Source organism: Methanoculleus caldifontis (assembly GCF_032842345.1).
Lineage (GTDB): Archaea > Halobacteriota > Methanomicrobia > Methanomicrobiales > Methanoculleaceae > Methanoculleus > Methanoculleus caldifontis.
The window spans coordinates 741526-764676 of sequence record NZ_WBKO01000001.1 but is presented as its reverse complement, the minus strand read 5'-3'; the positions used below and the strand labels follow the sequence as shown (position 1 = coordinate 764676).

The 23151-nt window shown below is 66.6% G+C and carries 28 protein-coding genes; 11 read left to right on the top strand and 17 right to left on the bottom strand.

Going from position 1 to position 23151, the window contains the following annotated elements; translation table 11 throughout:
• Positions 1-875: 875 nt before the first annotated feature.
• From F8E02_RS13065 to F8E02_RS04030, 3 genes are all read right to left on the bottom strand, one after another.
• Positions 876-1049: a type II toxin-antitoxin system HicA family toxin gene (locus F8E02_RS13065; protein WP_394357909.1), complete on the bottom strand. Its 174-nt coding sequence runs from the start codon at positions 1047-1049 to the stop codon at positions 876-878.
• Between the two features lie 19 nt (positions 1050-1068).
• Positions 1069-1338, bottom strand: coding sequence for a type II toxin-antitoxin system HicB family antitoxin (locus F8E02_RS04035; protein ID WP_317064180.1), 270 nt, complete (start codon positions 1336-1338; stop codon positions 1069-1071).
• A 169-nt stretch (positions 1339-1507) separates the two neighbouring features.
• Entirely contained in the window at positions 1508-1825 is a 318-nt protein-coding gene (locus F8E02_RS04030; RefSeq protein ID WP_317064179.1) for a nucleotidyltransferase domain-containing protein, read from the bottom strand.
• 310 nt (positions 1826-2135) lie between these two features.
• Between F8E02_RS04030 and F8E02_RS04025 the strand changes: the two genes are divergently transcribed.
• The 7 genes from F8E02_RS04025 (at position 2136) to F8E02_RS03995 (ending at position 8306) form a co-directional block, all read left to right on the top strand.
• Entirely contained in the window at positions 2136-2402 is a 267-nt protein-coding gene (locus F8E02_RS04025; RefSeq protein WP_317064178.1) for a hypothetical protein, read from the top strand.
• A complete protein-coding gene (locus F8E02_RS04020) occupies positions 2399-4024 on the top strand; it encodes a carboxypeptidase-like regulatory domain-containing protein (RefSeq protein WP_317064177.1) in 1626 nt (541 codons plus the stop codon). The genes F8E02_RS04025 and F8E02_RS04020 overlap by 4 nt, the downstream gene beginning before the upstream one ends.
• Positions 4005-4826, top strand: coding sequence for a DUF4350 domain-containing protein (locus F8E02_RS04015; protein WP_317064176.1), 822 nt, complete (start codon positions 4005-4007; stop codon positions 4824-4826). The genes F8E02_RS04020 and F8E02_RS04015 overlap by 20 nt, the downstream gene beginning before the upstream one ends.
• The gene (locus tag F8E02_RS04010) at positions 4819-5790 is read left to right on the top strand and encodes an AAA family ATPase (protein WP_317064175.1); all 972 of its coding nucleotides are present in this window, start codon (positions 4819-4821) and stop codon (positions 5788-5790) included. The genes F8E02_RS04015 and F8E02_RS04010 overlap by 8 nt, the downstream gene beginning before the upstream one ends.
• 202 nt (positions 5791-5992) lie before the next feature.
• Positions 5993-7231, top strand: a complete 1239-nt coding sequence (locus F8E02_RS04005) for a DUF58 domain-containing protein (RefSeq protein WP_317064174.1) — start codon at positions 5993-5995, stop codon at positions 7229-7231.
• Entirely contained in the window at positions 7231-7518 is a 288-nt protein-coding gene (locus F8E02_RS04000) for a hypothetical protein (RefSeq protein ID WP_317064173.1), read from the top strand. Before F8E02_RS04005 ends, F8E02_RS04000 begins: the two co-directional genes overlap by 1 nt.
• The gene (locus F8E02_RS03995) at positions 7515-8306 is read left to right on the top strand and encodes a hypothetical protein (protein WP_317064172.1); all 792 of its coding nucleotides are present in this window, start codon (positions 7515-7517) and stop codon (positions 8304-8306) included. Before F8E02_RS04000 ends, F8E02_RS03995 begins: the two co-directional genes overlap by 4 nt.
• Here F8E02_RS03995 and F8E02_RS03990 read toward each other — a convergent pair.
• The 5 genes from F8E02_RS03990 to F8E02_RS03970 form a co-directional block, all read right to left on the bottom strand.
• Complete coding sequence (locus tag F8E02_RS03990) at positions 8254-9228, bottom strand: DUF1616 domain-containing protein (RefSeq protein ID WP_317064171.1); 975 nt, start codon at positions 9226-9228, stop codon at positions 8254-8256. The two genes, F8E02_RS03995 and F8E02_RS03990, sit on opposite strands and share 53 nt — an antisense overlap.
• Positions 9229-9238: 10 nt before the next feature.
• Complete coding sequence (locus F8E02_RS03985; RefSeq protein ID WP_317064170.1) at positions 9239-10411, bottom strand: hypothetical protein; 1173 nt, start codon at positions 10409-10411, stop codon at positions 9239-9241.
• Between the two features lie 87 nt (positions 10412-10498).
• Entirely contained in the window at positions 10499-11434 is a 936-nt protein-coding gene (locus F8E02_RS03980; protein ID WP_317064169.1) for a prenyltransferase, read from the bottom strand.
• Between the two features lie 82 nt (positions 11435-11516).
• Positions 11517-11786 carry a DUF1294 domain-containing protein gene (locus F8E02_RS03975; RefSeq protein WP_317064168.1) on the bottom strand — a complete coding sequence of 90 codons (270 nt, stop codon included), beginning with the start codon at positions 11784-11786 and terminating at the stop codon, positions 11517-11519.
• Positions 11783-12217: a metal-dependent transcriptional regulator gene (locus F8E02_RS03970; RefSeq protein WP_317064167.1), complete on the bottom strand. Its 435-nt coding sequence runs from the start codon at positions 12215-12217 to the stop codon at positions 11783-11785. Before F8E02_RS03970 ends, F8E02_RS03975 begins: the two co-directional genes overlap by 4 nt.
• A gap of 127 nt (positions 12218-12344) precedes the next feature.
• Here F8E02_RS03970 and F8E02_RS03965 point away from each other — a divergent pair, with 127 nt between their 5' ends.
• Positions 12345-13286, top strand: a complete 942-nt coding sequence (locus F8E02_RS03965; protein WP_317064166.1) for a UbiA family prenyltransferase — start codon at positions 12345-12347, stop codon at positions 13284-13286.
• 399 nt (positions 13287-13685) lie between these two features.
• Here the strand turns inward: F8E02_RS03965 and F8E02_RS03960 are convergent, their stop codons facing one another.
• Genes F8E02_RS03960 through F8E02_RS03945 form a run of 4 tightly spaced genes read right to left on the bottom strand, consistent with a single transcriptional unit; the run spans position 13686 to position 17183 of the window.
• On the bottom strand, positions 13686-14180 hold the full coding sequence (locus F8E02_RS03960; protein WP_317064165.1) for a GNAT family N-acetyltransferase: 495 nt from the start codon (positions 14178-14180) through the stop codon (positions 13686-13688).
• Positions 14181-14239: 59 nt separating this feature from the next.
• A complete protein-coding gene (locus F8E02_RS03955; RefSeq protein WP_317064164.1) occupies positions 14240-14740 on the bottom strand; it encodes a MarR family winged helix-turn-helix transcriptional regulator in 501 nt (166 codons plus the stop codon).
• A gap of 42 nt (positions 14741-14782) precedes the next feature.
• Positions 14783-15100, bottom strand: coding sequence for a cupredoxin domain-containing protein (locus F8E02_RS03950; RefSeq protein ID WP_317064163.1), 318 nt, complete (start codon positions 15098-15100; stop codon positions 14783-14785).
• Between the two features lie 58 nt (positions 15101-15158).
• Entirely contained in the window at positions 15159-17183 is a 2025-nt protein-coding gene (locus tag F8E02_RS03945) for a DUF2298 domain-containing protein (RefSeq protein WP_317064162.1), read from the bottom strand.
• Between the two features lie 83 nt (positions 17184-17266).
• On the opposite strand from F8E02_RS03945, the gene F8E02_RS03940 reads away from it, so the two are divergent.
• Positions 17267-17722, top strand: a complete 456-nt coding sequence (locus F8E02_RS03940; RefSeq protein WP_317064161.1) for a 4Fe-4S binding protein — start codon at positions 17267-17269, stop codon at positions 17720-17722.
• 343 nt (positions 17723-18065) lie between these two features.
• Here the strand turns inward: F8E02_RS03940 and thiC are convergent, their stop codons facing one another.
• A complete protein-coding gene (thiC, locus tag F8E02_RS03935) occupies positions 18066-19304 on the bottom strand; it encodes a phosphomethylpyrimidine synthase ThiC (protein WP_317064160.1) in 1239 nt (412 codons plus the stop codon).
• A 168-nt stretch (positions 19305-19472) separates the two neighbouring features.
• Between thiC and F8E02_RS03930 the strand changes: the two genes are divergently transcribed.
• Entirely contained in the window at positions 19473-19799 is a 327-nt protein-coding gene (locus F8E02_RS03930; protein ID WP_317064159.1) for a nucleotidyltransferase family protein, read from the top strand.
• Positions 19800-20203: 404 nt separating this feature from the next.
• Positions 20204-20398, top strand: coding sequence for a CxxC-x17-CxxC domain-containing protein (locus F8E02_RS03925; protein ID WP_011845255.1), 195 nt, complete (start codon positions 20204-20206; stop codon positions 20396-20398).
• 110 nt (positions 20399-20508) lie between these two features.
• Here F8E02_RS03925 and F8E02_RS03920 read toward each other — a convergent pair whose 3' ends face one another.
• The 4 genes from F8E02_RS03920 to F8E02_RS03905 form a co-directional block, all read right to left on the bottom strand.
• Positions 20509-21378: an ATP-binding protein gene (locus F8E02_RS03920; RefSeq protein WP_317064158.1), complete on the bottom strand. Its 870-nt coding sequence runs from the start codon at positions 21376-21378 to the stop codon at positions 20509-20511.
• Complete coding sequence (locus F8E02_RS03915) at positions 21375-22217, bottom strand: ATP-binding protein (protein WP_317064157.1); 843 nt, start codon at positions 22215-22217, stop codon at positions 21375-21377. The genes F8E02_RS03920 and F8E02_RS03915 overlap by 4 nt, the downstream gene beginning before the upstream one ends.
• Before the next feature lie 13 nt (positions 22218-22230).
• Positions 22231-22572: a NifB/NifX family molybdenum-iron cluster-binding protein gene (locus F8E02_RS03910; RefSeq protein ID WP_317064156.1), complete on the bottom strand. Its 342-nt coding sequence runs from the start codon at positions 22570-22572 to the stop codon at positions 22231-22233.
• A gap of 67 nt (positions 22573-22639) precedes the next feature.
• Positions 22640-22996 carry a NifB/NifX family molybdenum-iron cluster-binding protein gene (locus F8E02_RS03905; RefSeq protein ID WP_317064155.1) on the bottom strand — a complete coding sequence of 119 codons (357 nt, stop codon included), beginning with the start codon at positions 22994-22996 and terminating at the stop codon, positions 22640-22642.
• Between the last annotated feature and the right edge of the window lie 155 nt (positions 22997-23151).

Genomic DNA, 23151 nt, shown 5'->3' with positions numbered 1-23151 from the left:
CGGCCGCCGGCCGCCCGTTTGGACCGGGCGCGGCGCCGGGGCCGCTGCTTTCTGATACGTAAATTTTCATGAATGAAGGGAAAAAGGTGCCGATATGGCTCCGGGCATCCTGAGGATAAATCATGAAAAATTACCCTCTTTCGACGAGGGAAAGACGGTGCCGGCCACGGGGGGACGGGGGGCTTTCCGGGGGATGCCGCACAATATTATATATAAAGTTTTCCAAAACAGATCGCCACTTCACGAAGCCGGTTGAGGATTATGGCGGATAGAATTGCCTTTTGGGAAAATTTGTTTCATCCGACCGGCCGGGGGGCGGCAATCCGAGGTTCAGTCGGCTATAACGCCGCACTCCGACTATCAGAAGCGTCATAGGGGTTTTCCGGCACGCCCCGCCCGGGCCGGGATCGGCGCCCCCGGAGGCACCGGTCCGGAAGAAAGAGAGAGCCCACAACAGCCCGGATCGCCGGAGCGCGCCACAACAGCAACCATAACCGGAAACAGAAGAAGCAAAGAGCACCCTCGCGGCCGCCCGGGAGGCGCCGGGCCGGCAGACCGGACGAAAGAACGGTCCCACACCCCCTCGTGCCCGCGGAGATCCCGTGGGGCAGCGGCAGGTGAAGGCCTCGCCGGCAGACGGTCGCCCCCGGCCACTGCTCAAGGTCCGGGTTCGGGTGGGGGCGGCGTATTCTGAGGGATCTCATGAGGACCCTCAATCTCGCCGGCATCGTGCTGCCCGACAGAACCTGGAGCGGTCGGGGGATCCCGCCGAGATGATTGCTCCTCCTTCTCTCGTCGGGGGCACCCCGGGGCATTACGTTATTAAGAAAAATGGAAAAGAGATTGGACTATCGAAGCATCTCCAATAATGTTTCTTAGGGAATATTTGTCTGGCTGGAGATGTCGTTAAGAAGTGTATTCGGGGTTTTCGCGTTAATTTCGTTGTGCAGGGGGACGGTGACAGGCTTGGTACCGGTCTCGCATTGCTTTCCCATCCGAACATGGCTCCAGGTTTGCCGAAGAAAAGAATACCCGATCGATTCGAGCATTCTGATCACCTTATACCCGCTAACAACCGGCTGTTTTGGCAACAATATCAACCTTGTACTCGAACTTGATAACCGGCATATCGGGGGTTGTTTCTGCTGAAGATTCGGGCATGGTGATGATGGTAATCAGTTCGCCTTTCTCGATCTCCTCTTCAAAATGAAGTTCAGTTGCTTCTAAGATATTATCGATGAGATCACCGACGGTTTTTCCCTGGGTATAGATGGAGTGTTCGGTTGCGTGTGCGCCCCACCATCCGTCGCAAAAATACGTTTTGAACTCGACGATCATGCTTGATCACTTCGATAAGTGTGACATGGGTTTGGCGACAATATAAAATGATATTTGTGTGGGTAATGCTGTGAGAATGTATCTCCGCGGGGTGAAAGGAGCGGAGCTTGAGCATCGGAGGTGCGAATGGCAGAGCGGGAATATCCTGCACAAGCGGAGGGTAGTCCACCTAAACCGCCACGCCGTCCTGCAAAACATGACTGATGAAAGGATACTGCCGGTGTGCTGCAAGATCGGCCCGGGAGATGACCTTGACCGAGAGCCGCTCACCGGAGAGCATCAGCGGGTCAAAAGCAAGTCCGGTGAGGTATTCGCGAGGGCGTTGATCCTCCCGGGACGTGATCACGAGTATATCGATATCGGAGTCCGGCCGATCGTCTCCCCGTGCCACGGAATCGAAGAGCAGGATCTCCTCTATTGCGTCGTCGCACGCCGCACGCGCCTTTACCGCGAACTTATGGACGATCGGCCGCTTGACCGGGAGCATACAACGAACACTTGTGAATGTATGCCCATAGTGGTTACTGCTCCACCGCTCGAACGAATCTCCTTCTGCGTAATCCAGTCTGCGATTGTGGGGTCCGGGTAACCTGTACACCCTAAATTAAGCAAACTTAACGTAGACACGGGAACCCCCCTCCCAGTAAACAAAACTTAACTAAGACGAAACCCGGAGAGAGAGGCCGGGGCGCCCCCGCCGCCACGGTCCCAGCACCAGCAAAATCCCCCCACAGACTCGTCACTAAATAATATAATTTCAATAGGATTATCTCTCGCAGAACGAAAATTTAGTCAGGATGGCGGGTGCGAAGAAATACTATGCTGCGGCCGTACTCGCAGCCTGGCTCATCATCGTCGCCTTCTTCATGGTCCTGAACCGCACGCTCGACCTCGAGGTCTTCTTCGTCCTTGCGCTCATCGGCCTCCTCGTGGTCGCGGTCCTGATCGACGGGGCCTTCTCCCGCCCGCGCTACATGCGCTACGTCGGCTACCTCATCGCGGCCGGGGTCGCCCTCTTCGCCTACATCGTCGCCCAAAAAATCCTGGAGATCCTTGCCGCATGAACGCCCGGGCCTCCCACATCATCCTCGCGGCGGCAACCGTCCTCGTCCTCCTCCTCCTGGCAGGAGAAGCGGCCTCCCCCCTCCTCTACACGGCGGAGAACACCGCGACCCCCGCCCACGCCGACCCCGCCACCGTCCAGAAGAAGTCGCCGGGGAACGCCGACGCCCTCGTCCCCCTGATGGACGACCTCCTCGGCCAGACCGGGACCCTCGCCCTCACGATCAAACTCAAGGACTACGAGAGCGCCGAGCGCGACCTCGCCCGCTACAGCGAACTCTCCCGCCAGTTCGACCGGCTGGTCGTCACCCTCGACGTCTCCGGGACCGACATCGGCGAGTTCCAGCAGAACAACCGGCAGAACCAGGAGGCCCTCACGACGCTCTTGAACGACACTCGGCGATTCGAAGACTTAAAAAGGCTCGAGATCGAGGTCCAGGGCGACGATGGCCAGCGAATGGCCATCGCCTACGAGGGGGAGGCCCTCCGGCAGAAGATGCAGAAGGGGTTCGCCTCCTACGCCGGGCGCGAGGCCGAGACAACCCGGATCGCGGAACGTTACGAGGTCAACGCCACCCCCTACCGCCAGAGCGTCGAGCACTTCGCGGAAGTCGCCGACGCTGCGGACGACTGGCGGAAGAGCAGCGGCGGCACAGGGTCGGGCAGTGGTACAGGGTCGGGCAGCGGCACCCTCAGATCACCTCTCGGCATCGCGGTCACCCCGGCCGAAGGACGCTACGGCGACACCCTCATCATCACCGGTCGCTACACAGGCGGCACCCCGGGAACTCCCATCGAGGTCTACGTCGACAGCAGGAGCACCGCGGCCGTCGCCCTCGGCGATGGCGGGACCTACGGCTACCCCTACCGGATCGGCCGGGCTCTCGCCGGGCCGCACCTCGCCTACGCCGTCGCAGGGGCGATCTACTCCGAGGTCGCGACGTTCACGGTTCTTGCGAGCGATACCGCGATCACCCTCGCTGCCGCGGAGGCGAACGCGACGGCCGTCGCCTGCACCGGGAACCTCACGACCGCCGAAGGCCTCCCGGTCGCGGGCGCCCCGGTTCTCCTCCGGGTCGGCGACGGCACCCTCGCCCCCGCACAGACCGACCAGAACGGCACCTACAGAACGGAGATCGTCCTCCCCGCCGGGGAGCATACCATCCGCGCGGAGTTCCACGCCGCGGGCTATCCCCTCAACGCCTCCGAAAGTCCGATAGAAACGGTCGCCGTCCGGGGCGAGGGGCTCTCGGTCCTCCCGTTCGTCGCGGCGCTCGCGGCCGCGGCCGGCACCGGGTGGTACCTCCGGCGGAGACGGCCGGAGGAGCACCCCGCGGCCGAGCAGGAAGAGGCCCCGCAGCAGGAGGTCGTCGAGGCCCCCGTCCGGATATCCATCGCGGGGCTCTCCCTCCGCGAGGCCGCGACCGTCCTCTTCCGGGCACTCAGGGCCCGGCTCGGCCTCGCCGACACCAGGACCCCGCGGGACTGCGCCCGCATCGCCCCCGACCACGCCGGGTTCTTCGAGCGCTACGAGAAGATCCGCTACGCCGGAGAAGTCCCGACGGACGAGGAGATCCGGGCGATGGAAGAGGAAGCCGTGGGAGGTGACGACCGTGCAGCGTGAGGCCTGGGCGGTCCTCCTCATCCTCCTCCTCGCCGGCGGCGCGGCATACGCCCACGCGACCACCACAACCGAGGAGTTCAGCCGCTACAACGTCGGCTGGAACGGCACCTCGAACCTCGCGGCGGAGGAGGTCAGGGACCTCAGGGGTCTCGATCCCGGCGCGACCCTCCTCATCCTCGCGCCGGACCGGCCCTTCACCGCCGAAGAGGTCGGCTACCTGCGGACGTTCCTCGATGCCGGCGGCCACCTCATCGTCGCCGACGAGGAAGGGGCGGCGAACGGGCTCCTCGCCGACCTCGGGAGCACGATCCGGGTCCGCCCCGGGAACCTCGCGAGCCTGAAGCGCGACCACACCGACCCCGGCCTCTTCACCGTCCAGGTCGTCGGGAACAGCACCCTCTTTGCCGGCATCGAGACCGTCCGGGTCAACCGCCCGGCGGCGGTCGAGGGCGGCGAGCCCCTCCTCGAGACCTCGATCCTCACCTGGGACGACGCCGACGGCGACGGCCGGATCGGCGGCAAAGAGACCTTCGGGACCGCGGTCGTCTGCGCGAGGGAGGGGAACCTCACCGTCCTCGGCGACGCGAGCCTCTTCGTCAACGCCATGCTCGCCGAGAACCCGAAGTTCATCGAGAATATCCAGCCGGTCCTGGTCGACGGTGCCCACAGCAGGACCGGGACAGAGAACCTGCTCATCAACGCCGTAGCCTGGGTCCGGGAGACGCCGGCGGCCGCGGCCGCCTTCGCCGCCCTGGCCGTCCTGCCGGTGGCGTGGCATTTTGGGAGGAAGAGAGATGACTGACGACCTTACCACACGCATCGAAGCAATCGCAAACGCCTACGAAGACATCCGGCTGACCGCCCAGCAGGTGGTCGTCTCGAACCAGCCCCTCATCGAGGAGATCTTCATCAGCATGATCAGCGGCGGCCACCTCCTCATCGAGGGGGTGCCGGGGACCGCAAAGACCACCGTCTGCAAGATCGTCGCCCGGCTCATCGGCTACGACTTCCGGCGGGTCCAGGGGGCCGTGGACATCCAGCCCGCCGACATCATCGGGGTCCGGATCTACGACCGGAACAAGAGCGAGTTCGTCCTCCAGAAGGGCCCGATCTTCACGAACTTCCTGATGATCGACGAGATGAACCGCTTAACGCCGAAGACCCAGAGCGCTCTCCTCGAGGCGATGGGCGAGCGCCAGGCGACGATCGACGGGACGACCTACGCGCTCCCCGACTCCTACTTCGTCATCGCCACCCAGAACCCCCACGAGGCCGAAGGGACCTTCCCGCTCATCGAGGCCCAGTGCGACCGGTTCATGTTCAGCTCCGTCCTCACCCACCTCGACGGCGAGAGCGAGCTCGAGGTCCTCCGCCGGGAGCGGGCCGGGGAACTGGACTGGAAGGTCTACCGCGACCGGGTCGCCCCCGTTCTCAGTCCTGAGGCCGTGAGAGCCATGGCCGCGACCGCCCGGGAGGTCCGGGTCGACGAGGCGGCCCTCGGCTACATGCGCGACCTCGTCCTCGCCACCCGGTCCCACGGCGACGTCCGGCTCGGCGCGAGCTCCCGCGCCTCGATCGCCCTCCTCCGCGGTTCGAGGGTCCGGGCGGCCTTAAACGGCCGCGACTACGTCATCCCCGACGACGCCCGGGCCCTGGCCCTCCCGGCGCTGCGGCACCGCATCCTCCTCACCCGCGAGGCCGCGATCACCGGTGTCACCCCGGAGAGGGTCATCGCCGAGATCGTCGAGAGCGTCGGGGTGTCATGATGCATCGAGCCATCGCTCTGTGGTGCCTGAGGCAGAATACTGCCCCGTTCTTCGCGCCTTCGCGCCTTCGCGTGAAACGACGGTGTGTCAATAGTCATGCGATCTCGCGCGAAGCCGCGAAGTTCGCGAAGGAGAAAGGCAGGAGACTGGCCGCCACGACTGCACAGATGTGTGGGCGTATGAGCTGCTCCGGAGTACCGGGATGATCCGGCCGACCCGGACGAGCGGGGGCGTCGCCGCCCTCGCCCTCGCCCTGACCGTCACGGCGCTCCTCCTCGCAAACCCCGCCGCGGCCCTCGCCGCCGGCTCTCTCGCCCTCTTCCTGTTCTGGCGGGGCTGGCGGTTCGAGCAGGATCTCGCGGCCGCGGCGGCCTCGCTCGCGGTGACCCGCGAGGTCGACCGGACGATCCTCCGGCAGGGGACGGCGGCGACTGTCCGGGTAAAGGCCGACCTCGCCGTCCCGGCCGGAATGGAGGTCCGGGTCCGAGACCTCCCGCCGGCGGTCGCGGCCGGGGACGCCCCCCTCTCCCCGCCGGGGACGGCGGCGACCTACACCGTCAGGCTCATGGCGCCGGGGGAGACCGCGTTTCGCGGCGTCGTCCTCTCGGCAAGCGACGCCTTCTTCTCCCGCGACCTCGTCTGCCGCCGGCACGATGCCCCACAGATCCGGGTCTTCCCCGCGGGGACCACCGAGAGCGGCCGGGGGACAGGAGCCACCGGCAGCGACGCCGAGGTGGACCGGAGGGCCGCGCTTGCCGGGCAGGGCATCCGCGGGTTCCGGCCCTACCAGATGGGCGACGACCCCGGCCTGATTGACTGGAAGGTCACGGCCCGGCGCGACGCCTACTACGTCCGGCAGCCGTCCGGGCTCGAGGGGGGCTCGCCCCTCATCGCCGTCGACCTCCCGGCCCGGGCCGCGGACCCAGAGGCCTTCGCCCGGTTCTCGATGGCTGTCTGCGGCGCGGTCGAGGGGGCGATCAGCGCCCGCGACGGCTGCTCGCTCCTCGTCGTCGCCGGGGGCGAGGTCGTCCGGTTCCTCCCCCGGACCCTGGACATCCGGGACGCCATCGCGGCCCTCGGCGGGCTCGCACCCCTCGAGCCCCGGAGCCACCTCTACCGGGCGCCGGGACCCGCCGCCCTCGCGGGACGGGCCCGGATGAACGGGCGGGGAGCGGAAGATTGGGCGTTCCGCGAGAAGTTCGGCGGCGTCCTTGCGGCGTTCGCGGCCGAAAGCCCGGCGCCCTTCGCGGCCGCGGTCCGTGCGGCGTTCGGCCGGGCTGAGGCCTCCGAGATCCGGATCTACTCCCTCCTCCCGCCGGGGGATAAAAGTCACCTCGTCCAGCTCGCCCGGGAGGCGAAGGTCCGGGGGATGCGGGTCGTCCTGAAGGCCCCCGCCGGCGCCGGGGCTCTCCCCGGCATCGACGCCGTGGAGGTGCTCTGATGGAGTTCGACCGGAAATTCCTCCTCCTCTGCGGAGGCGAGGTTCTGGTCGTCGCCGCAGGTAACCTCGCGGCGGCCCTCGTCCTCCAGGCGATCGTCCTCGCCGCGTTCCTCGGCGACCTGCGGGGCTACCCGGTCTTTGCGGCCGGGATGGTCCTCTTCGCCGCGGCCGTCTACGCGGCCGGCAGCATCGCCCTCCTCGGCCTCGCCGTCGCCCTCGGCTGCGGCTACCTCGCCCTCACCGCCTACGACTACCGGATCACGCTCCGGGCAGGAGAGAGAGCATGACCACCAATAATCCCTACCGGGGAGCCTTCCTCCTCATCCTCGCAGCCGCCGGCCTCCTTGTCCTCGCGGCCGTCGCCGGGAGGGGGGATATCGCCACCGCGACCCTCGTCCTCGCCGGCACCGGCTGCTTCATCGCCGGGGTCTTCCTCCTCGCCCTCAACAAGGGCGAGCCCCTCGACCCGGAGATCGCCGCCCTCCTCCCCGCCCAGGGGACGGTCACCATCGCCACCCTCTGCGCCGACCTCGGCGTTCAGGGCGACGCCTGGTTCGTCCCGGAGGGAGAGACGGTCATCGAGATCGTCCCGGTCGCGGGCACGCTCCCGGAGAAGATCGGGGACGACTACTCCTACATCACGGACGCTGGACGGTGCGCCGTCCGGCTCGTCCCGGCATGCACCCCGCTCCTCGCACGGTTGAGAGAGAAGCACGCCCTCGAAGTCCCGGAGGAGGACGAGGCCCTCCTCGCCTGCATCGTCGAGGTCTGCGACGACCTCCTCGAGGTCGCCGGAAAGACCGAGGCTACAAAGGACGGCGAGAACATCGTCGTCACCCTCGCCGACTACCGCCTCCTCCCCGGCTGCCGGGCCGTCCGGGCGGCCTCGCCGAAGTGCTGCACGATGATCGGCTGCCCGGTCTGCAGCCTCCTCGCCGCGCTCGCGGCGCTCGGGCTCCGGGTGCCGGTAACGATAGAGCACGTCGGCGTCGACGAAAAAAGAAAGGTTCTCAGGGTTATTCTCAGGCCGGCCGGACCCGCACCCAGAGGTGCAGGTCCCGGTAGCTCGCGTTGATCCGTTCCTGCTCCACGAGCTCCTCGCCCGGGACCGTCTCGTTATAGAGCACGAACTGGATCCGGTTGTAGTCGGTCGACGGGACCGAGAACTCCCAGGGCAGTTCCCGGGTCTCGTTGTGCGGGACCGTCACCACAAAGCGGTCGAGCCGCTCGGCTGCGTGGACGGTCGAGGTGTTCGTCGCGGCATCAAAGGTCTGGTTGAGGGCGAAGGCCTCGATCGTGTAGGGGACCTCCCGGTACTCGTGGTTCCCGACCCCAATGATGAGCGACTGGGTCGAGCCGGCTGCAAAGTCGGTCGGGTAGTTCGCGGCCTTCCCACCGGGGCCGAGGATGTAGAACTCGGTGAAGTGCTCCCCTTCTTTTGGGACCGCGATGACGTAGGCGGTCGTCCCGAGCGCCGCGACGATCGAGACCACGAGGACGACGGAGAGGGCCCGGTCAAGCCGGGGGGCCGCGGGGTCGTAGAGCTCCGCACGGGCGGAGGCGATCATCGCCCGGGCCGGGACCGCGAAACGGTCGCCGGCCGGGAGGAGGAGACGCCGGTACCAGGCCACTCCGGTCATCGCGAGGGTGAAGAGGGTCAGCGAAGCGAGGATCGGGTCGAGCCGGATTCCCCAGGGCGTGTAGTTCAACGCAAGCCCGATGAGGGGGACCACGGCGATCGAGAGCCCGAAAGAGAGGGCGACCCGCTCGATGCCGTCGAGGTCCCCCTTTGCCGGGAAGAGCGCGGCGATCAGGGCGTAGCCGGGGACGAAGAGGACCATCGCAACCCCGAAGAGGATCCGGAGGAAACTTTCGTTTAAGACCGGGACGTAGACGCAGGCAAGGGTCGCGGCCGTGAAGGCTGCGACGGCGACGAGGTCGCCGGGGACGTCCCCGGCGGCCTCGACGATCAGGGGTTGTCGATCTTCGGTCGTCATAAGTCGGTCGTCAGACCCTTCTCTTCCACCCAAGCATCATCAAGATTGCGAGGGCGGCGACCGGGAGGAGGGGGGCGACCGGGGCTGCCGTCGGAGTCGTCGCCGCGGGTGCGGCCGTGGTCGGGGAAGCGGTCGTCATCGTCGTGGTTGCCGTCGGCTCCGCGGCCTGTGCCGCGACGAGAAGGACATAGGAGCCTGCCCGTGCGACCGCCGCCGTGATCCGGTCGCCTTCGACCTTCGAGGGGACCGGCGACCAGGCGCCGTTCTCAAAGCGGGCAAGCGTCGCCGTCGCGTCGGCCGAGGGGAGGCGGAGGGAGAGGGCCGCCGAGGGGTTGAACGTCCGGCCCTCGGGGGTCACGGCGTAGGCGTTCCCGGAGAGAGACCACCCGGCGGGAGCGGTCCCCTGCGCGGGAAGGGCCTGGAGCCCGGCGCCCGCGAGATCGGTCCCGGTGAGGGAGGCCTTCCCGTCGGCCGAGGTCACCGTCGCGGCGCCCGCGGCGGGCGTCGCGGTCGGGGTGGCGGTGGTGCCGGGACTGCCAGGGCTGCCGGGGTTGCCGCCCGGTGCCGGGGTGGTGGTGGTCGGCGTCGGGGTGGTCGGCGAGGAGCCGATCTGGATCGCCCGCGAGAGGGCCTGCTGCCCGTTGACGTAGACGGAGACCGTCGCGGTGCCCTGCTCTATCCCCTCAATGGCAAAGGAGATCCGGCCGTTGTTGGGCCCCTGCTTCGTGCCGAGCACCGTCATGTCGGCGACGATGTTGCTCGCCGCGGCCTGCCCGCGGAGGGTGACGAGGCTGAGGGTCCCGCTCCCGATGTTGCGGGGCTGAGCAATCCGGACCTCGCCGTTCGAGTCGGCGTTGTAACGCATGATGACGGAGCCCCCGTCGGGGAGTTCCGCCGAGAGTTCGGTCCAGTTCGTGCCCCTCGTGTAGGCGTTCACCTCTCCGTTGGTGAGGGAGAAGGGGAGGGTGATCCCCCGGGCCGAGAATGCGAAGGCTTCGCCCGGGGTCGCGGCGAACTCGCCGCGGATGCCGAGCGAGAACGAGGCGCCGTCGGGAAGGTCGCTCACGTCCACGGTGATGGTATCCCCCGACGCGATCGCGTTGGGGCTGATCGTGATCGTCGCCGCGGTCGCGGCCGGGATCAGCAGAACAAGCAGGAGCAGTAATCCACCCAGTCTCTTCACGAATAAAATCTCCTTATCTGTTGGATAGGATGTACATGATTTTTTGGAAGTAAAAAGGTTTATGAGGGGATCCCTGAACGGCCCCTATTACGGGCCGAAAAGGGATCCGGCGACCACGAGGAGGAGATAGAGGGCGAGGAGGCCCTGGAAGAGGAAGTAACCCTGGATGTTCGCGACGGCGTGGGGGAGGGCGGGTGCCCGTTCCGCGGACCGGCGCGAGAACCCCCGGAGGGCGAGCGCGAGCGGGATTATGGAGAACAGCGCCACGGGCCAGAAGTTCACGGGAGCGAAGACGCCCGCAAGCGCGAAGACGGCGAGAACCGCGGTCGCGAGGCTCGCCGCGAGGGCGATGAGCGAGAAAGCGAAGATCCGCCCCCTCCGCACGACCAGGGTCCGCTTCCCCCCCGCGATATCCCCCTCCATATCCGGGATCTCGACGCTCGTGATGAAGACGAGGCCGTAGAGGCAGAGCGGGACGGCGAAGGCGAAAAAAGGCCAATCAAGCGTCCCCATCGCGACGAAGTAGCCCGCGCCCGGCATCAGGAGGCCGAAGGTGATCACGTTCGCGACCTCGCCGAGTCTGTGGTAGGCGAGCGCGATCGGCGGCGCGGTGTAGAACCAGCCGAGGAGGTTGCCCGCGATCCCGAAGGCGAGGAAGATGATCGGGTAGTCGAAGACGGCCACGAAGGCGGCACCGATCAGGACCGAGAGCGCCATCAGGGAGACGGCCGCGTAGAGCGCGGCGGGCTTGAGCGCCGGGTTCCGGGGGAGGACGCCGCTCCCCCCCGAGATCGCCGTCGTCTCGACGAACCGGTCGGCATCGGCGTCGAAGTAGTCGTTGCTGTAGTGGACGGAGAGGTGGGCCGCGGCCATCGCCGCGTAGCCGAAGAGGAACTGGGCCGGGGTGAACCGCGCGCCGAGGAGGAAGGCGAGGAGCGCCCCGGCGGTGAACGGGATGAACCCTGATAAGAGGAAGGGGAACCGGCCGAGGCGGATGAACTCGACGACGGTACGGGTATCCATGAAGGGTCTCCCTGCGCCGGGGTATGTATATCTTTTGCCCTATGCTGTACAGGGCGATCAGGATCGCTGCTCCTGATCTCTCTCAACCCGCGAGCCCCAGGGCGAGCGCGGCGAAGAGGGCGAGGTGCAGGCAGAGGAAGACGGGGACGAGCCGGAACTTCCCCTTCTGCGTCTTGTGCCGGAAGAGGCGCATCGCGGCCAGCGCCCCGAACGGGCCGATCAGCGCGAGACCGAGGAGCCGCCTCTCCGGCGTCCGCCGGGCACCCTTTGCCGCGAACTGTTTATCGCGGCCGTAGGCGACGAACGCGGCGGCGTTCACGAGGAAGTAGGCCGTGGCCGCGATAAGGATCATGCGGCTCGCCTCTCCTGCGGCGGGGTGCTCCGCCGGATATGCTCGGAGATCCCCGAGTCCGACCGCAGAGCCTCGACGAGGAGCCGGATCTGCCGGATCGTCGCCGGGTGGAGCTCGTGCTCCATGTAACAGGCGTCGCTCTCGGCGACCTTCTCCGGGACGTGGATGATCTTTAAGAACTCTTTTAGAGTGTCGTGGCGGGACTTGATCGCCTCCGCAACCTCACGCCCCGCGGGCTTGAGGACCACGCCCTCGTAGCGCCGGTACTCGATGAGCCCCATCCCATCGAGCTTCCGGAACATCTCGACGACGCTCGAGGGGCTCAGACCGAGCTCGCACGCCACGTCCTTGGTCCGGGCATACCCTTTCTCCAGCGTGACGTTGAGGATGGCTTCGAGGTAGTCCTCGGCCGTTCTGCTGAGGTTCTTCACATCATACCTGTTCTTCGCGGCAATCAAAAGATGTTGCTGTGCAGCGGCTCGCTTCCAGGCCCGGACCCCGGCGACCCGGCCCTGCAACCTTTTTTGAACCAGGACGTGAAACGCACCACATACCACCATGAGAGAGACCCTCGCCGCCCTTGCCGACCTGACCCGCATCCACTTCTTCTTCGTCTGGCCCCTGGTCTTCTGCTCGGGACTGGCGCTTGCGTCGCTGACCTACGAGGGGCTCTCGTGGGAACTCGCCGGGCGGGCGGCGCTCATCGGGCTCTTTGGGTTCGAGGCAGGCCTCGTCCTGAACGACTACGTCGACCGGGAGCACGACCGGAGGGACGTCGACGGCTCGCTCACCCGCTACTGGCGACCGTTTGCGAGCAGGCCGATCCCGGCAGGCCGGATCGCCCCCCGGACCGCCCTCGCCGTCTTCCTCGTCCTCGCCGGTATCGCGGCCGCGCTCGCCGCGACCCTGCCGGCGCCGCACAACCTCTACGTCCTCGGCATCATGGGCTACTCCTACGCGGCCGAGTACTTCTACCAGATAAAGAAGCGCGACCAGACCCTCCCCCTCGCCCAGGTCATCGGGCGGACGGACTTCGCGCTCTTCCCGGTCGCCGGCTACCTGGTCCTCGGCAGCCCGGACGCGACCGCCCTCCTCTACTTCCTCTTCTTCTACCCCTGGACGCTCGCGCACCTCGGGGCGAACGACATCGCCGACATCGAGAACGACCGCGCCCGGGGGATGGCGACGATCCCGAGTCTGACCTTCGGTCTGACCGGGTCGGCTCCAGAGAACCCGACTCCGGTCCTCTACGGTATGAGGGGGGCGGCCCTCTGGGTCCTCGGCTTCTCGGCCGCCCACGCCGTCATGGCGGTCGTCTTCGCCCTCGTCCTCGGTCCGGTCGCCGCCGCCGGGTTCGCCGTGGCACTCCTCCTCATCGCCGCGGCAAACGCCCTCATCCTCCGGGGAAAGAGCGCGGATGCGGCGATGCGGGCGCTCCCGCTCATGCACGCGTCGCTCCTCGTCGAGGCCGCGGCGATCATCGCGGCCGCTCTCCTCTAGCGAACCATTGCATCTGAAGCATCAGAAGAACGAAGTCCTTCGAGAGCCCGAACCTGTGAAGTGCGAGCGTAAGCGAGCATGAGAAGCCATCAGGCTCCGAGGACGATGCTTCTATGAAGCGGAGTTGGAGCACCGGAGGGCGACTTGCGATGGCTCGGAGAGCCGGAGCTCATGCGCCCAAGGGGTGTGAAGATGCTTAACAGTGCCCATACACCAGACTTCGCGTCCTTCGCGGCTTCGCGTGAGCTGACTGTCTATGGGCGACGGTACGGCCTCACGCGAAGCCGCAAAGTGCGAGCAAAGCGAGTTTGAGCACTGCTTGGTGCTAAGTGCGACGGGCCTGCGCGAGATGGTAAGCTTCCACACAACAGGACCAACAAAAGAGGGTGGAGTGGTCCTCTAGAGTTCCTTCTGCATCCAGACGACGTCGAAGAGGACCCCGCGCTTGGCGCCGACGTTTTGGAACCTTCCGCACTCGGTAAACCCGTGCCGCCGGTGGAACCGGATGCTCCCCTCGTTCAACGACGAGATGCTCGCGAGGATGCAGGCGATCCCGCATTTCCTCGCTTCGGCCTCGAGGTAGCCGAGCAGGTCGGCCCCGATCCCCCGCCCAGTCAGGTCGGGCCGGAGGAAATACGTGATCTCGGCCGTCCGGGCGAAGGCCGGCATCGGGTTGTGCGGGCGGAGCATCCCGAACCCGGCGACCTCGCCTGCGGCGTCCCGCACCGCGACGGCCGGGTGGGTCCGGGCGATCCCGAGGAACAGGTCGAAGAAGGCGTCGGGCACCCTCTCCTCCGGGTAGGCGGCAAACGTGTTCTCGACGTAGTGGTTGAAGATATCGACGACGCCCCTCCGGTCGGACTCGCCGATCGGGGCTAAGGTGTATTCCGGCATGATTACCTCCGACTGCGGTGCCTCCCTCCGGGAGGCGCCTGCACGAGGTAGTTTAGCACCTAAACTATATCAGCCATCCGGAACCGCCGGATCGTCTCCGCCTGCACGGCAGGGCACTCATCCAGGATCTCCTCCATCCGGGCGAGGACCGCCATGAGGCGGTCGGCGTCGTCGCGGCCGATCTCCTCCGCGATCCTCCGGTTCACCGCCGCATGGTAGGCCCGGTGCCACGCGAACGCCTCGTCCCCCCGCCCCGTCAGCCGGAGCAGGACGGCCTTGCTGTCCCCCTCCCGCCGCACCCGCTCGAGATAGCCTTTCTCCTCGAGTTTCTTCGCCGTCTGGGAGACGGCGCCCTTCGTGATGCCGAGCCGGGCCGCGAGGTCCGAGACCCCCTCCTCCGGGTAGCGGCCGGCGACGTCGATCAGGTGCACTTCTGAAGGGTAGAGCAGGACGCCGTGCCCGATATCGACGGGCTCGCGCTCGATCGCCGCCGCTTTGTTCAGGACCCGGATGATCCGGTCGAGGAACTCCGTAGCAGGATCGGTTCTATCGTCGGGCATGTGTGAAAAGAGGGTTGGGGCCCTGACTACCTGAAGATTCACCTACTCGACCACGAACGCCCCGTTCATCGAGGGGTGGACGTCGCACCGGAAGAAGTAGGTGCCGGGCCCGGCCGGTGCCGTGAAGGTGTAGGTCGCGCGTGCCGGCCCGGTGATGACCTCGCCGACGAAGATCGCCTCGGCGGCCGAAGAATCCGTGTAGACCGCGAGGTTGTGCGGAACCCCGTCGTCGCGGTTCTCGAACTCCACCGTCACCTCTGCGCCTGCACTGACCGTGATCGTCCCCGTGCTGAAGGCGTAGCTCTCGGCCGCGAGCGCGACCGTCACCCTCTCCGCGGCGCGGACCATCTCCGGGGTCATGCCCGCACCCCCGCAACTGCGACTCTCTCTGGCATGGGGCCATCCTCCCGGGCGGGAACTATAAAGGTTGTCCTTCCGGCGCGAAGATCCGGACCCCGTCGCGATCGTAGACCGGGACGAGCCCGCTCTCCGGGAGCCTGACGTCGTAGCGCTCGCGCTCCGGCTCTCCGACGTAGAGGAGGGTCGCGTTGTACTTCGCCATCAGCGCGAGGGTCCTCTCCGGGTCTTCGTAGATCGCCCGGATGTCGGCGGGCCGCTCCGCATACCACGCCCCGTTCCCCCGCCAGGTCAGCTCGTGCCCGGTCTGGCCGAGGATCGTCGGGATCCCGGTGAACGACGAGACCCGCGAGTAATACCTGTAATCCCCGTTCTCCGCCTCCACGAGCACGTGGCCGCCGTCGAGCGTCCGGAGGAACGCGATCGCCGCGGCCTCGCCGGGCCGGGTGGCCTCCAGGTAGGCGAGGCCGTCGAGGGTGCCGTAGCCCGCCGGCGGGTACTCGATCCCGAGCAGGCCCCGGCCGATATCGACCTCGAGGGCCGCCGGGGCGGCGATGAGGGCGGCGGCCGCAACGACGGCAGCCCCCTTCCGTGCCGCCTCCGGGAGGACCGGGCGCCGGGCGCTGAGCCACCCCCCGGCGAGGAGGAGGGCGCCGGTCCCAAGAAGGATCCAGGCGTCGAAGTAGAACTTGAAGATGGTGTTGAACCGGCTGTAATCCCCGCTGAGCAGCTCTTTGAGGTAGAAGACCTCGCAGAGGCCGAGCACCGCGAGCCCGGCGATGCAGAGGAGGTCGGCAAACGAGCGCTCCCGCCGGAGGAGGAGATAGGCGAGCGGGACGGCGACGATGCCGAGCGCAACGTAGCCGGCGGCAAGCGGCAGGACGGCGACGGCGGCGAGGAAGGGGGACCGCCATACGTCCCGCGCGACGGCGAGATAGACGATCAACAGGAACCCGCCCCAGACCGCGAGGAAGGCGAGCGGGTCGGTGGGAGGAAACCCCGTCCCGATCCCCCCGATCCCCGCGGGCTCGAGGGCGAGGTAGTAGGGGAGGTAGATCGCGAAGGCGGTCGCGGGGATGGCGACGGCGGCGGCGAGGGTCGAGCAGTCCCGCTCGCGGAGAAAGAGTCCGAGGAGGAAGACCGCGACGACGGGGCCGTAGACGAGGGCGTCCCAGGAGGAGAGGAGCGGCATCGAGCCGATGGAGAGGGCGACGAGGAGGGCGAGGCCGGCACGCCCGCGGGTATCGAGCCCGCTCCACCGTAACCATGCAAACCCGAGGAGGAAGATGAGGAAGACCTGGTTGAACGCGGCCATCTCGAAGGCGTGGACGTTGCCGAGGAGGAGGGAGAAGACCGGGAACTCGAACCGGGCGCCCGCGATGATCCAGTTCGTGTCCTGGAGCGCCGAGTAGAGGTCTCCGCCCGCGGCGAGGAGCCAGGGGACCGAGGGCGGGACGAGGAGGAGGACCGCGAGCGGCAACCACCGCCAGCGTCGGAGGAAGAGGGTCGCGAGGGCGTAGAGGGTCACGAACGCCGTCCCGTAGACGGTCGCCGGCACCAGGTTGAAGGCCACCTCCGACGGGATGTCCGTGACGATCGCGAGAGAGCCCATCAGCCAGTGGCCGAGGTAGTAGTAGACGGTGAGGTGCCCGCCGGAAAACCAGGGGTCGAGCGGCGGCACGACAGGCTCGCGGATGACGCTCGCGAGGAAGGCGTGGTTCATGTACTGCTCGCTATAGTAGTTGATGACCGGGTTTGCGAACCGGACGGAGAGCGCGAAGAGGAATCCGACCAGGAAGACCGCGTCCCAGGCAAGGAGCCCCCGGAGTTCCCGGAGGCGGTACTCCCCCCGCCGGATGCCGTAGACCCCGAGGCCGAGGAAGACGAGGAGGGCGAGGGCGACCGGGACGCGGAGGAGGCCGCAGTACCAGGTCGCGAGGGCGAAGATGAGGAGGGAGGCCGGATAGGCCGCGGGGTAGGCGAGGTCCCCGAGCGCCGGGCGAAGGCGGGGCCAGAGAGCGAGCTGGAGGCCTTTGAGGAGACCGGCCCAGAGGAGGACGTCGTACGCCTGCAGCAGGAGGTTCATCCTTCTGGTATCGGGGGCGGGGGTATATGCGGTTTGCGCTCACCCCCACACGGGGGAAAGCCATGCGCTCGACCGGCTCATGAGTGCTCCCGTACCCCGCTCACCCCCACGCGGGGGAGAGTCATCGCCGGTGTGATGACCGCAGCGCAGATGGCGGCGGTGGCCCGGATAGCGGAGGAGTTCGGGACGGCACGACCGGGCTGACTGCCCGGCTCAACGTCGAGATCCCCGGCGTCGACCGGCGGGACGTGGTCGCGGCGAGGCTCCGGGAGGCCGGGATAGAGCCGGGGAGCACCGGTGCTGCCCCCCGTTCCGTCGTCGGCTGCAAGGGCACGGTCTGCCGTGAGGGGGCGGTCCGGGTCGTCGACGGCGAGGCCCGCCACGCGGAAGAGAACTGCGTCGGGTGCGGCAACTGTATAACCGTCTGCCCCATGGAGGCGATCGGCGTCGCGGTGGAGGGGGTGCGGTTCGGCGAGATGATGGAGCGGGTTGGGACGGAGGAGGTCTTTGCGGCCGCGGGGCTCCGACCGCGGCGGTGAGCCGCTCCCGGAGCCCCTCCTCCAGCCGCACTATCCGGGCGGTCCTGCCGTGGCTCTCCTCGACCTCAAAGAACTCACGCACCTTCTGCCCGTTGAACGGGCCGTAGCGTTTGAGACCGCTGCGGTCGCCGAGGACCCCGACCCGGTACTTCAGTCGGGAGACGTTCATCGCCATTCACCGGGGGGAGGGCCGCCTGCCGTCACATGAGTTTTGGGGGTCCTCGCCGGCACGGCGCGGATAAGAGATTTCAGCACAGCAACAGCCGCGTCCCGGTCGCGAGCGGGCGGGATCGCAGCGACGGGCACAAATCATATATTTCCCTCCCGGAGAGCGGGATATCCCTTACCTCTGCTCCCTGAGCCGCTTCATCAGGGCGATCGCACAGAAGTCCCCGCACATCGTACAGGGCCCCTGTTCGGGGGCGAGATTCCTTGCAGTCTCCGGGTCGATGGCATGGGCGATCTGTCCGTCCCAGTCGAGGCAGGAACGGGAGCGGGCAAGGGCGAGATCTTCGGCGTCCCGGCCGTGCTTGATCGAATCCCCGATGTGAGCGGCGATCTTAAAAGCGATGAGCCCTTCCCGCACCTGATCGGGGGTCGGAAGACCGAGGTGCTCGGCCGGGGTGAGGTAACAGAGATAGTCGGCACCTGCGCCGCTTGCGATGCTTGCGCCGACGCACCCGGCGATGTGGTCATACCCGACGGCGGTGTCGATGGGAAGAGGGCCGGCGACAAACAGCGGAGCGGGGGAGTGTTCCCGGTAACGCCGGAGGTAGACAGGGATCCGATCGGCCCTGACGTGGCCGCCGAGTCCCTCGATGATCGTCTGGACGCCGCGTTCATGGGCGTAAGCGGCAAGCCGTGCATTCCAGCGCATCTCCTCCTTCTGGGCCTCGTCCATCTCGTCGTGGATGCACCCGCTCCGCATCGTGTTGCCGAGGGAGAGGACGATATCGTGTCTCCTGAGGACGGCAAGGATCTCGTCGAAGTGCTCGACGAAGGGATTTTCGGTGTCGTTGGTGAGCATGTAGGCGGCGGTGATCGATCCGCCCTTCGAGACGATTCCCATGATCCGCTCCCCGTCCCAGGCGGCGTCGATCATCTTCCTGGTGACGGCATGGAGGACGAACGAGGAGACTCCCTCCTCTGCCTGATGCCTGATGGTGGCGAGGATATCCTCTGCGGTCATGGCACCGACGCCGATCTCGGCGGCGGCCTGGTAGACCGGCACCGTGGTGACCGGGAGAGGGACGGCGGCAAAGATCGCCCGCCTGATCGCCGGGATGTCTCCCCCGGTAGAGAGATCGGTGATGGTATCCGCGCCGTGCAACCCGGCGATCCTGGCCTTCTCGACCTCCTCTTCAGGGTGAACCCGGGAGGTCGAAGTTCCCAGGTTGACGTTGACCTTCGTCCGCAGGCCGCGACCGATGCCGACCGAGCACGTTCCCCGTGTCATGATGACGGCTTCGCCGACGGCGACGGAGTGGCGGAGGCTTTCGGCCTCGACCCCTTCGGCCGCTGCGACCGCTTCCATCCGGGGAGTGACGGACCCCTCCCGGGCCTCCTCGATCTGAGTCTTCATCCCTCCATCCGTTTGATTTCAGACCAAAAAAAGCCCGTGACGGAGGGGCATGTGGTTCAGCAACCATCCCGCACCGGATGATCGCGCAGAGCACCACACCGGCATGGGGGCGGCTCGGAGAAACGTTAAACCGTCTCCCCATCCTATCACCTCTTCAGGAGGCCAAAAGTGCCGAAAAAGCCTGAAGATATCCCCTCCCACTGGACCGTGCGGTCGATCATCGACGCGCTCGCAAGAGTGAAGCCGTACCTTCGGGAGCGGTATCACATCCGGGAGATCGGGGTCTTCGGCTCGTATGTGCACAACGAACAGAGCGCAGGGAGCGATCTCGACATCCTGATCGAGCTCGACGAGCCGATCGGCTGGGATGTCGTGGACCTCAAAGAGGACCTGGAGAGGATCCTCGGTCTCCCCGTAGATCTCGCGCTGAAGGGTGGGATCGCCCGGCAGCCACGGCTCATGCATGCCGTCGACGCGGAAGCGGTATATGTCTAAACGTGACGAAGCCCTGTTGATCGGAGATATCCCGGAGGCTATCGAACGTATTGAGGAGTACATCGCAGGATACTCAAAAGAGGACATCTTCCGGGACAAAAAGACTGTCGACGCGGTGATCCGGGACTTCGATCGCTCCTTGCGGCAACGCCCGATCGGAAACGCCCCGAGGATTAACCGCGCAGAATCCTTTCCGCCTCCCTCATCGCCCGGAAGTGCTCGCAGGAATAGAAATCGGTCCGGCAGCCATGTTTCCGCAACCTCTCGGGTCCCGAAGTCCGCTGTATCCAGGCAAGCCGGGAGGTCACTGCAGATAGGATCCCGATCACCCTCCCCCCTTCCGGGTCGATGAAGTACATTATATACTATACACTCATATCTTTACAGGCAGTGTTCTTATCTGCATGAGCAATCCAATGGATTATAACAGAGGCAACAGAAATTTCGGCGGCCCGAGGAACTTCGGCGGCCCCCGTGAAATGACCAAGACCGTTTGTTCCGACTGTGGGAAAGAGTGCGAAGTCCCGTTCAAGCCGACCGAAGGCAGACCCGTCTATTGCCAGGACTGCCTCCCCAAGCACAGAAAGCCCCGGTTCTAAAACAATAATTAACTCTTTTTTCGCAATCGCTCCATCAGGCAACTGACAGTTACGACATCCTGACAGTATTTTCCGGCAGCGGAGCGGCTCACAAAAAAAAGAGTGCGAGCTCACGGGAGCCCGAGTTCGGAGAAGAGGTTGTCCCGGAGCGCCCGCAGCGCCTTCGCCGCCGACGAGTCGGTCCGGGTCACGGGCCAGCCGCCCCGGACCGCGGCGACGACCGCCGGGTCGAACGGGATCTTCCCCGCCACCGTGATGCCTTCCCGCCCGCAGTAGTCCTCGATCCTCTTGCAGATATCCTCCGCGAGGTCGAACCGGTTGATGGCGACGAAGATCCTGACCCCGAATCGCCGGCAGACCGTCACGAGCCGCTCCAGATCGTGGAGCGCCGAGACTCCCGGTTCCGTGACGACGAGGACCGCGTCCATGCCCCCGACCGTCGCGATCAGCGGGCACCCGATCCCCGGCGGGCCGTCGGCAAGGAGCAGGTCCCGGCCAGCCGACCGGGCGAGCGCCCGCTTCTTCACCCCGGTGACGAGCAGCCCCGAGTTCCCGGAGCCCGGAAAGAGCCGGGCGTGGGCGAGGTCCCCCATCTCCGTCCCGGAGACGTAGATCTCGCCGCAGACACGCGGCTCCATCGAGACCGCCCCCATCGGGCAGACGTAGGTGCAGACGCCGCAGCCCTCGCAGTGCAGGGCTTCCACCGTCCAGGCGTCGTCCCGGCGGACGATCGCCCCGAACCGGCAGTGGTCGGCGCAGATCCCGCAGTCGCGGCAGCGCTCGAGATCGATCCGGGCCGCTGCAAGCCCCCGGAACTCCTCGGTGCTGATCCGGCGGGGGTCGAGGAGGAGAGAGAGGTTCGCGGCGTCCACGTCGCAGTCCGCGAGGACCTGCGGCACCGCGCTCACGTCCGCGAGCGCCGCCGTCACCATCGTCTTCCCCGTGCCGCCCTTGCCGCTGACGACCGCGAGCCGGATCACGGGCGCACCCCCGGTATCCTCTCAAAGAGCCCGGCGAACCGCTCCTCCCAGCCGGGGAGGTCGCGGCAGATGAGCCCGCCCCGGTTCTGGACGGCGGCAATCTCCCGCGAGAACGGGATGGTCATCAGGACGGGGAGGTCGCGCTCCCGGCAGAACTCCATTGTCGGGGCGTCCTCGCCGTCGCTCCGGTTGATGACGACGCCGGCGGGAATGCCGATCTTCTCCACCACCTCCGCCGCGAGGCTGAGGTCGTGCAGCCCGAACGGCGTCGATTCCGTCACTAGGACACAGGCGTCGCTCCCTTCGAGCGTCTCGATCACCGGGCAGGCGATCCCCGGCGAGGCGTCGTAGATGGCGAGCGGGTGCCCCTCCGCGAGCATCTTTGCCGCCCGGATGACCGCCGGGGCCTGGACCTCCCCCTCGTTCAAGACCCCGCTCACCAGCGTGAGGCGGGGGATGGGGCGGGAGCAGGCGACCCGGCCGACGGTGCGCGGGATTTCCCGGACCGCGCCCTGCGGGCAGACGAGGGCGCAGCCCCCGCAGGAGTGGCAGAGCTCCGGGAAGACGAGCACACGGTCTTTCAGGACCGTAAGGGCTCCAAAACGGCAGAATTTCCCGCACTCGCCGCAGAAAGTACAACGGTCGAGATTGATCGCCGGGACCGGCGTCGTCACCGGCACGTCCACGGCGGCGGCCGGGAAGAAGAGGTGGAGGTTCGGCTCCTCGACGTCGCAGTCGACGAGGACGACGTCGCGGGTGCAGGAGAGGACGCAGGCGAGGTTCGCCGCCACCGTGCTCTTCCCGGTTCCCCCTTTGCCACTTGCAATCGCGATCTTCATGCCAGGTCCCGCTTCAGGAGAGGGAGAGCGGCGTTAAGTTCCCGGCTGCGTACCCGGCGAGGGCATCGGCGACACTGCCGCTCCCGCGGTAGGCGTATGCCCTGATCCCGCCGGCCTCGAGGGCTTTCGCGGCGTTCCCGCCGACCTGGCCGGTGATGAGGACCGTCGCGCCGTGCTCCGAGAGCATCTGGACCGCCCGGGGCCCGACCCCGCCTGCGGCATCGATGAGGGGATTCTGGACCGATTCTGAGGCTCCCGTCTCCGTGTCGACGAAGACGAAGCAGGGTGCCCGGCCGAACCGCTCTTCGACCGGGGCATCCGTGCCCGCGGCGCGGGCTGTGATGCAGACAATCATGCTGATAGACTCCTCTGTGAATTATTACTCATATGTTCATAATACTTCGGATGGTGCATCCGCCTCGTCAGTGCCCGCTGCACTCTCCGCCGTCCTCGTGGTGGCAGGAACTCTCTCCCGGCGCAAGACGGCCGGCGATGTAGTCCTGCGCGATGTAGTCGACGTTCCCGCTGATGCCGAGGAGGACCTCGATGCCGTTCGCGTGGAAGATCTCGACGGCCCGCGGGCCCATCCCGCCGGCGATGATCCGGTTGACGCCGTGCTCTGCGAGGAAGACCGGGAGCCGGCCGGGTTCGTGGCCGGGGTTCGGCAGGTCGTCCCGCCGGTAGATGATCGACTCCTCGACATCGAAGATAGCGTACCCTTCACAGTGCCCGAAGTGTTCGGAGACACGGTTTTCGTCCTGTGCAATTGCAATCCGCATTGATTTCACCTGTGTTCCCGGCTCCCGACACGGGAGAGCCGCAGACAAACATAGTACACATACGCGCTAAATATGTTAAAACCGCCCATCGTACCATCCGGTGCCCGGCCGGGGAACCTTTTTTAAGGCAAGCGACATCCTGCGGTGTAAGTTTG